Origin of the sequence: Mycobacteroides sp. CBMA 271 (assembly GCF_009729205.1) — a bacterium.
GTDB lineage: Bacteria > Actinomycetota > Actinomycetes > Mycobacteriales > Mycobacteriaceae > Mycobacterium.
Genome location: NZ_VTHB01000004.1, coordinates 116,697 through 128,848 on the forward strand (window position 1 = coordinate 116,697; position 12,152 = coordinate 128,848).

General features: G+C 65.6%; 12 protein-coding genes. 6 read left to right on the forward strand and 6 right to left on the reverse strand.

Annotated elements, in window-relative coordinates; all coding sequences use genetic code 11:
• Positions 1-34: 34 nt before the first annotated feature.
• Positions 35-883 carry a DUF559 domain-containing protein gene (locus FZI91_RS11895; protein WP_155939222.1) on the forward strand — a complete coding sequence of 283 codons (849 nt, stop codon included), beginning with the start codon at positions 35-37 and terminating at the stop codon, positions 881-883.
• 86 nt (positions 884-969) lie between these two features.
• Here FZI91_RS11895 and FZI91_RS11900 read toward each other — a convergent pair whose 3' ends face one another.
• The gene (locus FZI91_RS11900) at positions 970-2,370 is read right to left on the reverse strand and encodes an amidase (protein ID WP_155939223.1); all 1,401 of its coding nucleotides are present in this window, start codon (positions 2,368-2,370) and stop codon (positions 970-972) included.
• Between the two features lie 73 nt (positions 2,371-2,443).
• Here FZI91_RS11900 and recO point away from each other — a divergent pair, with 73 nt between their 5' ends.
• Genes recO through FZI91_RS11915 form a run of 3 tightly spaced genes read left to right on the forward strand, consistent with a single transcriptional unit; the run spans position 2,444 to position 4,498 of the window.
• Positions 2,444-3,229 carry a DNA repair protein RecO gene (gene recO, locus FZI91_RS11905; RefSeq protein WP_155939224.1) on the forward strand — a complete coding sequence of 262 codons (786 nt, stop codon included), beginning with the start codon at positions 2,444-2,446 and terminating at the stop codon, positions 3,227-3,229.
• On the forward strand, positions 3,192-4,100 hold the full coding sequence (locus FZI91_RS11910) for an isoprenyl transferase (protein ID WP_155939225.1): 909 nt from the start codon (positions 3,192-3,194) through the stop codon (positions 4,098-4,100). Before recO ends, FZI91_RS11910 begins: the two co-directional genes overlap by 38 nt.
• Complete coding sequence (locus FZI91_RS11915; protein ID WP_155939226.1) at positions 4,100-4,498, forward strand: hypothetical protein; 399 nt, start codon at positions 4,100-4,102, stop codon at positions 4,496-4,498. The genes FZI91_RS11910 and FZI91_RS11915 overlap by 1 nt, the downstream gene beginning before the upstream one ends.
• Here FZI91_RS11915 and FZI91_RS11920 read toward each other — a convergent pair.
• Both FZI91_RS11920 and FZI91_RS11925 read right to left on the reverse strand, forming a co-directional pair.
• A complete protein-coding gene (locus FZI91_RS11920) occupies positions 4,488-4,877 on the reverse strand; it encodes a Fur family transcriptional regulator (RefSeq protein WP_162525606.1) in 390 nt (129 codons plus the stop codon). The two genes, FZI91_RS11915 and FZI91_RS11920, sit on opposite strands and share 11 nt — an antisense overlap.
• Positions 4,877-5,254, reverse strand: a complete 378-nt coding sequence (locus tag FZI91_RS11925) for a metalloregulator ArsR/SmtB family transcription factor (protein WP_155939227.1) — start codon at positions 5,252-5,254, stop codon at positions 4,877-4,879. The genes FZI91_RS11920 and FZI91_RS11925 overlap by 1 nt, the downstream gene beginning before the upstream one ends.
• A 122-nt stretch (positions 5,255-5,376) precedes the next feature.
• On the opposite strand from FZI91_RS11925, the gene FZI91_RS11930 reads away from it, so the two are divergent.
• Both FZI91_RS11930 and FZI91_RS11935 read left to right on the forward strand, forming a co-directional pair.
• Positions 5,377-6,783 (forward strand): glycine--tRNA ligase, encoded by a 1,407-nt coding sequence (locus tag FZI91_RS11930; protein WP_162525605.1) that lies wholly within the window; start codon positions 5,377-5,379, stop codon positions 6,781-6,783.
• A gap of 14 nt (positions 6,784-6,797) precedes the next feature.
• Positions 6,798-8,180: an aspartate aminotransferase family protein gene (locus FZI91_RS11935; RefSeq protein ID WP_155939228.1), complete on the forward strand. Its 1,383-nt coding sequence runs from the start codon at positions 6,798-6,800 to the stop codon at positions 8,178-8,180.
• Here FZI91_RS11935 and FZI91_RS11940 read toward each other — a convergent pair.
• The 3 genes from FZI91_RS11940 to FZI91_RS11950 all read right to left on the reverse strand — a co-directional run bounded on the left by FZI91_RS11940 (position 8,177) and on the right by FZI91_RS11950 (position 12,113).
• Positions 8,177-9,199, reverse strand: coding sequence for a 1-aminocyclopropane-1-carboxylate deaminase (locus FZI91_RS11940; RefSeq protein WP_155939229.1), 1,023 nt, complete (start codon positions 9,197-9,199; stop codon positions 8,177-8,179). The genes FZI91_RS11935 and FZI91_RS11940 overlap by 4 nt on opposite strands.
• A 46-nt stretch (positions 9,200-9,245) precedes the next feature.
• Positions 9,246-9,926: a GntR family transcriptional regulator gene (locus FZI91_RS11945; protein ID WP_155939230.1), complete on the reverse strand. Its 681-nt coding sequence runs from the start codon at positions 9,924-9,926 to the stop codon at positions 9,246-9,248.
• Positions 9,927-10,091: 165 nt separating this feature from the next.
• Complete coding sequence (locus FZI91_RS11950) at positions 10,092-12,113, reverse strand: YgcG family protein (protein ID WP_155939231.1); 2,022 nt, start codon at positions 12,111-12,113, stop codon at positions 10,092-10,094.
• Positions 12,114-12,152: the final 39 nt, after the last annotated feature.

A 12,152-nucleotide genomic window follows, 5' to 3' on the forward strand; every position in this document is an offset into this window, starting at 1 on the left:
TTGATTTGTCGGGGGCCCATGGCATGGTCGCGACATGGGGAGCCTGGTCATGGGGAGTGCAGCCATTGCGTCTGGGACGCTCACACGCCACGAGTTGCGTACCGCTTATCGACGCGTCTACCGCAATGTCTACCTGCCGGTCGGCGTTGAGCTCACCGCACGTCTGCGTGCCGAGGCGGCGTTTCTATGGTCGGGCGGGGCGGGTGTGGTGTGCGGTGTTTCGGCCGCCGCGCTGCACGGCAATCCGTGGATATCCGCGGATCGTTCGGCCGAGCTGGTTCGCGATTGGCGCACCGCGCCGAAGGGGATTGTCTTGCACGCGGACAAGCTTTGCGCCGACGAGTTGATGGTGATGGACGGAATCGATGTCACCACGCAGGCCAGGACGGTGTTCGACATCGCCCGCCGCGTACACACACCTCGTGCTGTCGAATTGGTCGATGTGCTCCTTCGGGACTGTTCGACGAGCGATGTGATCGATCTTGTCTCGCGGCATAAGGGCGCGCGCGGCATCCGGCGATTGACGAATGTGTTGTCCTTGGCCGACCCGGGCGCCGAGTCTGTTCAAGAGACACGGTTGCGGATGTGCCTTGTCGGTGCGGGTCTGCCGCGCCCCGAGACTCAGATCGAGTTGCGCGGTCCAGACGGCAGGACCATTCGCCTCGATATGGGCTGGCGAGAACAGCGAGTTGCCGCCGAGTTCGACGGTGCTCAACATTGGGGTGACTCGGTCCAGCATCGTCGCGATATCGAGCGGCAAGAGGTGATTGCTTCGATGGGATGGCGACTGGTGCGGGTCAGTCGAGACCAGCTCACCATGCAGCCTGGCGCGGTAGTCGCTCGGGTGCGCGCCGCTCTGCATGGGGCATCGCGCGCCGCCTAGCCAGCGAGACCGAGGTTATGGCGAATTTGTGCGAGACGAAACCGCCACAACCTCGGTCTCGATGCGGAGCGGGCGAAGCCTCGCGCTCACCACCAGGGGTCGGGGGTTTCCGATGCCCAGTTGTTGATCGATTCCAATTGTGCGGCAAGCGAAATGAGTAGCGGCTCGCTGTTCGCGGGCCCCATCAACTGCACGCCAATCGGCAGCCCGTCCTCGGTGAACCCGGCGGGCACATTGATCGACGGCCACCCGAGCACGTTCCACGGCCAGGTCATCGGACACGCGCCGATCTGTCCGCGATCCGTTGCAATACTGCCGATCTCATCGAAATCGTAAATCCCCGTGGGCGGCTGCGCCGTTGTCGGCGCGAGCACGACGTTGAAACTGCCGAAGATACTGCCGACGCGTTTGTGCAATCGCGGCTCGGCCGCCCGCGCCCGACGCAAGGCCAACCCGGCCAGGCGTCGTCCGGTCCGCATGTTCGCCAATGTGCGCTGGTCCCAATCGGCTCCGGCGTCGAGTCGATCAATCCAGGGCAGCAGCCCGGCCGTCGCTCGTGGCAGGAAGTTCAGCCCGAGGGCTATTCCGTAGTCCGGATCGCCGTCGGAAACCATGTGTCCGAGGGAACGTAGCTGATGCCCGACGTAGCGGGTGGCGGCGTCGATCGTCGGATGCAGACGCGCAGGGAAACCCGAGAACGGCACCTTGAGCGACAGTGCGATCCGAAGCTGGCCCGGATCCTCATGGACGGCCTCGACGGCCCGCACGCCCGGCGGCTTGTGTAGATCGCCCGCAACATTTCCGGACGCCGCATCCAAGAGCAGTGCGGCATCGGCCACGGTGCGCGCCAATGGCCCGTTGACGGTTATCCCGTTGAACGCCTCGGCATGCGGCCACGTCGAGATGCGGCCACGCTGCGGCTTGATCCCGATCAGGTGTGTCCACGCGGCCGGAATCCGTACGCTCCCAGCGCCATCCGAACCGATCGCCCCGGCGACCAGGCCCGCCGCCACCGCCGCGGCGCTACCGCCGGAGGATCCGCCGGGCGTATGGCCGCGGCTCCACGGGTTGCGGGTGTGTCCGAAGCCGGGCCCACTGGTGAAGGCCCACTGGCCCAGCTCGCAGGTATTGGTCTTGCCGACGATCACGGCGCCCGCGGCCCGCAGCCGTCGCACCACCTCGGCGTCCTCGGACTCCGATCCGACCGCTCCCGCCGTGCCGAATGCGGTTGGGGTGCCTGCCAAGTCGGTGTCGTCCTTGATGGCGATGGGCACTCCGAGCAATGGCAGCCGCTCACCGGCAGCTAACCGTTTATCGGCCTCGGTGGCGTCGGCAAGGGCGCTCGTGGTGCACACCACCCGGAACGCGTTCAGCGTCGTCTGGCTGGCCTTGATCGCATTGAGCGCGGCGAGCGTTAACGAAATGGAGCTGACGGAGCCTGCAGCAAGCGCTGCGGACTGCGACGTCAGCGTGGGAAAGCCCGACATGACGAGAAGGGTATGCGGTCGAAATGGTGCGTCAATGCGGGGATTCGTCGGTACCAGATGGGAAACTCTTCGAATGCGGCTTTATCGGGATCGTGCTGTCGTGCTGCGGCAGCACAAGCTCGGCGAGGCCGACCGTATCGTGACCCTGCTGACCCGCCAGCATGGCCTGGTGCGGGCGGTCGCCAAGGGGGTGCGCCGCACCCGCAGTAAGTTCGGGTCGCGGCTGGAACCTTTCGCGCATATCGACGTGCAGCTGCATCCTGGACGCAATCTAGACATCGTCACCCAGGTACAGGCCATCGACGCTTTCACGGTGGACATCGTCAGCGATTACGGCCGATACACCACTGCCTGCGCCGTCTTGGAGACCGCCGAGCGGATCGCCGGTGAAGAGCGTGCCCCGGCTGTCGCCCTGCATCGCCTCACCGTCGGAGCGCTGCGGGCAATCGCCGATCAGCAGCGCTCCCGTGAGCTGGTTCTCGACGCATATCTGTTGCGCGCCATGAGCATTGCCGGGTGGGCACCCGCTATCAGTGAGTGTGCGCGCTGCGCGACCCCGGGCCCGCATCGTGCCTTCCACGTGGCGGCGGGTGGCAGCGTCTGCACGCATTGCCGTCCCGCGGGCGCGGCGACCCCGCCGCAGGGTGTGCTGGAGCTGATGGCCGCGCTTCATGACGGCGACTGGGCGGCCACCGATGACGTGCCGCAGACGCAGCGCACCCAGGCCAGCGGATTGATCGCGGCGCATTTGCAGTGGCACCTGGAACGCAAGCTGCGGACACTCCCGCTCGTCGAGCGCGGCAGCAGGTTAAATATGAGCCATGGTGAAGAGCAGCCAGCCCGATCCGCAGCAGGATAAGTACTACACCGACTGGGCCGACGTCCCACAGGGCTATAACCCGACGTTCCCCGATAAGACGGTGTTCCCTGCGGTGTTCCCCAAGCTGCTGCCCGGTGTGGGCCGCGGCGGCACCCGGCCGCATCCTGCGCCTAAGCATCCGTCGGGCGCCGTGCCGCCGGTCATCCCCAAGGAGCTGGTACCCCGGCACGTCGCGGTGGTGATGGACGGCAACGGGCGCTGGGCGCGGGCTCGCGGGCTGCCGCGCACCGAGGGTCACAAGATGGGTGAGGCCACCATGATGGACATGGTCTGCGGTGCCATCGAGATGGGCATCCCGTGGCTCACCACCTACGCGTTCTCCACGGAGAACTGGCGCCGTCCCGCCGACGAGGTTCGCTTTCTGATGGGCTTCAACCGTGACGTCGTGAAGCGGCGCCGGCACGATCTGAACAACATGGGCGTGCGGTTCCGCTGGGCCGGTCAAAAGACGCGGCTGTGGAGCAGCGTCTATAAGGAGCTCGAGATCACCGAGGAGCTCACTAAGAACAACAGCACGCTCACGTTGACGACGTGCATTAACTACGGCGGGCGGGCCGAAATCGCGGAGGCAACAAGGAGAATCGCCCGCCTGGTCGAGTCCGGGCAGCTCAAGCCGGACCGCATTACCGAGGAAACCATCGCCAAGTACCTCGACGAGCCGGACATGCCCGACGTCGACATGTTCTTGCGGCCATCCGGCGAGTTCCGGTCGAGCAACTTCATGATGTGGCAGTCGGCGTACGCCGAGTTCGTGTTCCAGGAAAAGATGTACCCCGACTTTGATCGCCGCGATCTGTGGGCGGCCTGCCTGGAATACGCCCAGCGTGACCGCCGATTCGGGTCGGCGTAATGCCTGACGACGCTGCAGAGATCCTGGACCGGGTGTACCGCGTGCTGCACCCCGTGTTGTCGGTGACCAAGGAATCCGACGGGGCGCTGACCGCGGACTACGAGGGGACGCTGACGTCGATCCGCGCGGTCACCATCGCGGCGGGTCTGGATGTGGTGTCGCTCTCGCAGGTGCTGGCCTGGGACGTGGCCGTGAACGCGAAATCGCGGCACCTGGTGGATGGGCTCGCGCAGAAGTCGTTGTTCGGCAACATTCTGCTGATCGCCAAGGGACGCAAGGCAGATGTGTTGCTGCGCTACAACTTTCCTGCCACCGGCATCACCGATGAGGCGTTGTTAACGCTGCTGCTGATGGTGTTCTCGACGGGTGCCGACGCGCGTAAAGCGCTCAGTTTTTAGTTCCGCATTTTCCGCAATCGCCGAACACTTCAACGGTGTGGCTGACGTTGGTGAATCCGTGTTGGTCGGCGATGTCGGTCGCCCATAGCTCGATTGCATCACCCTGTATCTCCACGGTGAACCCGCAGTGCTGGCACACCAGGTGGTGATGGTGCTCGGTGGAGCAACGTCGGTACACCGATTCGCCGGTGTCGGCGCGCAGCACGTCCACCTCGCCGGCTGTCGACATGGTTTGCAGGGTTCGGTAGACGGTGGTCAGTCCGATGCCCTCGCCGGCGCGCTTGAGCTCGTCGTGCAGGTCCTGTGCGGACTTGAACTCGTCGACCCGGTCCAGCAGGGCGGTGATGGCGGCCCGCTGCCGGGTGGCGCGGACGGTCACTAGAGCTGTTCCTCGGCGTGTGCGACGGCGTCCACGACGATGTGCGACAGGTGATCGTCGACGAGGCGGTACATCACCTCGCGGCCTTGCCGCTCACCGGAGACCACTCCCGCGGACTTGAGGACGCGCAGATGCTGGCTGATGAGCGGCTGGGCGACGCCGACGGCGTCGACGAGTTCGTGCACGCAGCGCTGCGACTCGCGTAGCTGCAGCACGATCGCGATCCGCACCGGTGCGGCCAGTGCCCGCAACAGCTCGCCTGACTGCTCCAGGATCTCCCGGGAGGGGAGTGGCCCGGGCGGGGTATGCGGGGCGTGCGGCAGGTCGTCCTCGGCGGACTGGGGGTCGGAGCTGAGCGCGCTGTCTACCACTGTCATTAACCTCCGCATTGACCGCATTAATGGAAACGATTATCACTTTGACATGCATGCTCGTGCATGTCAAACGTCACCCTCTACGCTGTGCAGGTCAGAACCAGCATCTAGGAGAGCAATTCATCGTGGCCGCGAAGCCCAATGCCGCCGGTAAGAAGATCGAAGCCGTCGTCAACCTCGCCAAGCGCCGGGGACTGGTGTACCCGTGCGGTGAGATCTACGGCGGTACCAAGTCGGCGTGGGACTACGGCCCGCTCGGTGTCGAGCTCAAGGAGAACATCAAGAAGCAGTGGTGGCGCTCCGTCGTCACCAGCCGCGATGATGTCGTAGGCCTGGATTCCTCGGTGATCCTGCCGCGCCAGGTCTGGGTCGCCTCCGGTCACGTCGAGGTGTTCAACGATCCGCTGGTCGAGTGCCTGAACTGCCACAAGCGTCACCGTCAGGATCACCTGCAGGAGGGCTACGCAGAGAAAAAGAAGATCGAGGATCCCGAGTCGGTCGCCATGACGGAGATCGTCTGTCCCGACTGCGGCACCAAGGGTCAATGGACCGAGCCGCGCGATTTCAACATGATGCTCAAGACGTACCTGGGCCCCATCGAGACCGAAGAGGGCCTGCACTACCTGCGTCCCGAGACGGCGCAGGGCATCTTCGTGAACTTCAAGAACGTCGTCACCACCTCGCGCCAGAAGCCGCCGTTCGGCATCGGCCAGATCGGCAAGAGCTTCCGCAACGAGATCACCCCCGGCAACTTCATCTTCCGCACCCGCGAGTTCGAGCAGATGGAGATGGAGTTCTTCGTCGAACCGTCGACGGCGCCGGAGTGGCACAAGTACTGGATCGACGCCCGGTTGCAGTGGTACGTCGACTTGGGCATCGACCCGGAGAACCTGCGGCTGTATGACCACCCCAAGGAGAAGCTGTCGCATTACTCGGACGGCACCGTCGACATCGAGTACAAGTTCGGTTTCAGCGGCAACCCGTGGGGCGAGCTGGAGGGCGTCGCCAATCGCACCGACTTCGACTTGTCCACGCACTCCAAGCATTCCGGTGAGGATCTGTCGTACTACGACCAGGCCGAGGATCGTCGCTACACCCCGTACGTGATTGAGCCCGCGGCCGGCCTCACGCGTTCCTTCATGGCCTTCCTGGTCGACGCGTACCACGAGGACGAGGCGCCGAACGCTAAGGGCGGAGTGGACACCCGCACCGTGCTGCGGCTGGATCCGCGCCTGGCGCCGATCAAGGCCGCGGTGCTGCCGTTGTCGCGCAATGCCGACCTGAGCCCGCGCGCCAAGGCACTGGCCGCCGAGCTGCGCCAGTACTGGAACGTCGACTTCGACGACGCCGGTGCCATCGGCCGGCGGTATCGTAGACAGGACGAGATCGGCACCCCGTTCTGCGTCACAGTCGATTTCGACTCACTCGAAGACGACTCGGTCACCGTCCGAGATCGCGATGAGATGACCCAACAGCGCATTCCGATCGGCGGCGTGGCCGATCATCTCGCCAAAACTCTCAAGGGCTGCTAGCCAAGGAGCGAAACATGACTGACTTGCACGTTGATCCCGCCGTCGCGCCGATCGAGGCACCGGCGGCCGAGGCGCAGGTTCGCGCCGACGACCGTGGCCACGTGTTCCACTCGTGGTCGGCGCAGGCCACGATCGATCCGCTGCCGATCGCCGGCGGATCGGGTGCGACGTTCTGGGATTACACCGGCAAGGAGTACCTCGACTTCAGCTCGCAGCTGGTCAATCTCAATCTGGGACACCAGCATCCGCGCCTGGTCGAGGCCATCCAGCGTCAGGCCGGCCGATTGGCCACCATCGCCCCCGCCTTCGCCAACGATGTGCGCGGCGAGCTCGCGCGCCTGGTTGCCGAGCGTGCGCCGGGCGCCTTGAACAAGGTGTTCTTCACCAACGGCGGCACCGAGGCCGTGGAGCACGCGGTGCGCATGGCGCGCCACCACACCGGGCGCCGCAAAGTGCTTGCCGCATACCGCAGTTACCACGGCGGCACCACCACCTCGATGTCGCTGACGGGTGAGCCGCGCCGTTGGGCCAACGACCCGGGCGACAACTCGGTGGTGCGTTTCTTCGGCCCGTACGCCTACCGTTCGGTCTTCCACTCCACCTCGCCCGAACAGGAAACCCAACGGGCGCTGGAGCATCTGGAGCAGACCATCCAGTTAGAGGGTCCGCCCACGATCGCCGCGATCATCCTGGAATCGGTGGTCGGCACCAACGGCGTGCTGGTGCCCCCGCCGGGCTACCTGGCCGGGGTGCGGGAGATCTGCGACCGGTACGGCTTGGTGTTCATCGCCGACGAAGTGATGGTCGGGTTCGGGCGATTCGGTGAATGGTTCGCCATCAACGCCTTTGACGTCACCCCGGACCTCATCACCTTCGCCAAGGGCATCAACTCCGGCTACATCCCGCTCGGCGGCGTGGTGATCTCCGATGCCATCGCCACCAGCTTCGATCACCGCCCCTACCCGGGTGGGCTGACGTACTCCGGTCACCCGTTGGCTTGTGCGGTCGGCGTCGAGACCATCAAGGTGTTCGAGGATGACAAGATCCTGGAGCGCGTGCGCGACCTCGGTGAGCGCGTGGTGCGTCCCGAGCTCGAGCGTTGGGTGCAGACCCACCCGAGCGTTGGCGAGATCCGTGGCCGCGGCCTGTTCTGGGCGGTGGAACTGGTGCGCGACAAGCAGACTCGCGAGCCGTTGGTGCCGTTCAATGCCAGTGGCGAGGCGGCCGCACCGATGAACGCATTCGCGGCGGCGTGCAAGAAGGCTGGCCTGTGGCCGTTCACGCACTTCAACCGCACGCATGTGGCGCCTCCGCTGATCATCAGCGAGGAAGATCTGCGGCGCGGGCTGTCGATCATCGACGAGGCGCTGAACGTCGCCGACGGATACGCGGTTTAGCCGGTGAACACGCCGCTGTAGGCGTTCAGGGCTGGTTGGCCACCCAGGTGGGCGTACAGGACGGTTGAGCCCGGCTCGATCGTCCCGTCGGTGACCAGGTCGATCAGGCCTGCCATGGACTTGCCCTCGTAGACCGGGTCGGTGATCATCGCCTCTAGCCGCCCGCACAGCTTTATCGCCTCGACGGTGGATTCGACAGGTACACCGTACTTTTCGCCGGCCCATCCCTCGAGCACAGTGATCTCGTCGGGGCGCAGGTCGCGTTCGAGGCCGATCAAGTTCGCTGTGTGCCGCGCGATGCGGGTCACCTGGTCGGTGGTCTTCGGGAGAGTGGCCGACGCGTCGATACCCAGGACCCGTCGTGGGGGGCCTCCGGCATCGGCGAGTGCGGCGAATCCCGCGATCATGCCGGCGTGCGTCGAGCCGGTAACAGTGCACACGACGATGGTGTCGAAGAACACGCCCAGCTGTTCTTCTTGCGCGGCAAGTTCATACGCCCAGTTGGCGAAGCCCAGGCCGCCGTACTTGTGTTCAGATGCGCCGGCGGGGATGGGATAGGGCTTGCCGCCGCTGTTTTCGACCGCAGCCAGTGCCTCCTCCCATGACCGGCGGATGCCGATATCGAACCCCGCGGGGTCCAGCCGGGTCTGGGCGCCCATGATGCGCGACAGCAGGATGTTTCCGGCCTTGTCGTTGACGGGATCGTCCCAGTCCACCCAACGCTCCTGAACCAGGCGGCACTGCATACCCAGCACCGCCGCCACCGCAGCCACCTGCCGAGTGTGATTGGACTGGTAGCCCCCGATGGACACCAATGTGTCGGCACCGCTGGCCACGATGTCCGGAACGATGTACTCGAGCTTGCGGATCTTGTTGCCGCCGAAGGCAAGCCCCGAGTTGCAGTCCTCTCGCTTGGCCCAGATCTGCGCTCCGCCGAGGTGGCGGCTCAGGCGTTCCAGGGGATGGACGGGGCTCGGCCCGAAGGTCAGCGGATAGCGGGGGAAATCGTGAATCGACAAGGCGCTCTCCTGCATGTTTGGGGACGTCGTTGCGGGGCTGCGTCTTTCAGCCGGTTCCGAGCTCTTCGTGTGCGGTGCCCTCGGGGGCGGGAATGAGGGTGTGCCAGTTGTCTCGCGCGGCGCGGCCCGCGCCGTCGCTGTCGCCGGCCTCGCACCGCGCGATGATCTGCTCGTGCAGCGCCACGGAATGACGTCCGTCGCGGCTGGAGAACCGGATCCGCTCGAGGCGGCGCAGCACCGGGGTGACTTGCTCGAGCACGGCGGCGATGTATGGGTTGGCACTGGCCTCGACGGCGACTGCGTGGAACTCGTCGTCCGCGGCCAGTGCGGCATCGGGATCGTGCGCGTCGAGGGCGGCGGCGAAACGGGAGTTGGCGTGCCGCATCGCGGCGAGATCAGCGGCCGAGATGCTGGTGATTGCCTCCCGGACGGCGAGCTCGTGCATGGCGGCGGCGACGGACTGCGCCGCGCGTGCCTCCCGGACGTCGACGGGGCTGACGATGGTGTGCCGGCCCGGTTGGGTTTGGACCAGGCCGGCCTGGTCCAAACGGGCGAGAGCCTCGCGAATCGGGGTTCGGCTCACGCCCAGCCAGCGGCTGAGCTCGTCGTCACGCAGCCGCTCGCCCGGCGCGAGGGTGCCATCCACGATGGCCTTACGCAGGGCTTTGTACGCGTCGTCGCGGAGCAGGGACCGTGCGACGACGCCCTCCGAATGCGGTACCGGCATGCAATATATTGCACATCGCCGAGCGTGCCCCGTCAAGTGCCCCGTGACATTTCAGGGGTGAAACGGGCTGTCGTCGCTGGTAACACCTCGCCGAGCGCGGCGTTGCGCACGCGGACACGCCGTACTCGGCGTGCATAACGTGACGCTCGCGGTGGCAAGAGTGAGCTAGAAGCGGCCTCCGCCGCCTCGGAAGCTGGTACCCGAGGAGTGCGAGGAGCCGCCAAACGACGACGACCCGGACCCCGACCATGAGCTGTGGTGGCTGGATCCGCCGCTGAGCATGCCGCGTAGGACGCCGCCGATCACCGCGCCGGCGATGTTCCCGGCCACATTCCCTGCGACGCTGTACCCGCCGTAATTGCTGTACCCGTCGCTGTAGTACCGCTGCGCACCGCGGACCTCTTGTAGCGCACCGTTTTCGGCCCGCGTCGCGAGTTCGGCTGCTCGATTGGCCCAGGCAATGGCGTCGGACGGATTCGAGTCGCGGCTGGCTTCGGCCGACGCGATGTTGCGTTGTGCCTCGGCGAGATCCGCGCGCGCGACTGCACCGACGGCACCCCGGTGCAGGCCGACGTATTCGCTTGCGGAGTTCACCTTTTGGCGAGCGGTGGTAATGGCCTGAGCCAATGCCCGGGCCCGGCGCTCGGCGGCAGCCTGCTGTTCGTGCACGGTCGTTAACAATTTGTCCAGCGCGGCATCTGCCGTCGCCAGGTGGGTGTAGGCGGTCAGCGGATCCGTCGACCCGATCTGTTCCGCTGAGGTGACCGCGGCTACCGCGGCGTCATGTGCCTGCGCCAGGTCCGCGGTAGCGGCCACACCGGCCTGCTTCTGCAGCTCCTCCGCTTGGGCGATGCCCGATTTGGTGTCGGCGATCGACGCGGGCAGCGAGTCGGTGGCGTGGCGGATGTTGTTGGCGGCGTTGTCCACTGCGTCGAGCAATGCGGTCGCCTGCGCCAGCGCCGATTCCGCGCCGCGAACCGCGTCGACGAGGTTCATCTGCTGGCCCTCGACCGGCCGAGACGCCAGTTCCCGGCCGTGGGAGATGCGCGAATCGGCGAAACCGACGCGCTCGGTTGCCTCTTTGATGTTGTCGGTGATCGACGCCAACGCCGCACTGTCGAACTCGGTACGCAGTTGCCCGAGAACGCGTTCTGACGCCGGAATGCGCGCGGTGACGGCAACCACCTGCTGAGTGAGAATGTCCAGCCTTGATGGCGCATTGATGACGAGGTTGCGCAGCGCATCGAACGCGGCGCTCTGTTCGTCCAATGTTCGATCGGCCCGAGTGGCAGATGTGATGACGTCGATCAGTAGCCGGCGCTGTTCGGTGGGCGTTTCGGGGACAGCATCGTCGAGCTGCTTTCGCACCGAGAATGCCTGCGCCAACGCCGATTTTGCGGAGTCGACGGCTTGCCGGAAGGGGGCGGTTTGCTCGGTGCCGAACTCCTCGACGGCGAGTGTGAGCTCGGCATCACTGGTGCGGACCGCGTTGTCGACGTTCACCACAATGGATTTCGACAGACCATCGAGCGCGTCGACAGACTGAGCGGCCAGCGCCTGTGCGTCGGACGGATCGATACCTTTGGCCGCCTCGATCTCCGCCTTGCGACGTGCTCGGGTTCGCAGCGAGGAGTACAGCATGAATGCCCCGACGATGGCGGCACCGACGGCAAGTGCGACCAGGATCGCCATCCACGGAATGGAGGTTGACGACGAGGCCGCCGAATCCAGTCCGTTGGCGGTCTTGATGGCGGCGCCGTCCCAATCCGATGTGCGCAGTGCGGGTTCGATCGTGTTGGTGCGTAGATTGTCGATCTCGGAATCGCTGACGTTCTTGATACCCGATGCGACCTGGAACGCGTAGCTGCGCTCCTGGGTTGCTACCGCGAGAAGGGCGTCGCGATCTCCCAGTCCGCTTGCCTTGATGGTCTTGCTCGCCCACGCGGCGGGATCGGCGCCGTCGAAATCATCGACGTACACCACCCATAGCCGCACCTTCTGCTTGTCGTACAGCTGGTCGATCGCGGCCCGCACCTTGCCCGGGTTCTTGAGCGCTCCGGCCCGATCGGTGACATAGCTCGGTACCCGGAAGGGCGGTTCGGCAGTCGCCACCGGTGTCAACAGCAAGGTCGGGGCAAACACCATGAGCACCGCGATCAAGGGACCCAGTGCACGCAGCAGACGCATGCTCGCCAATCTAGTGCCTCGCGCGACGCTCCGACCCGT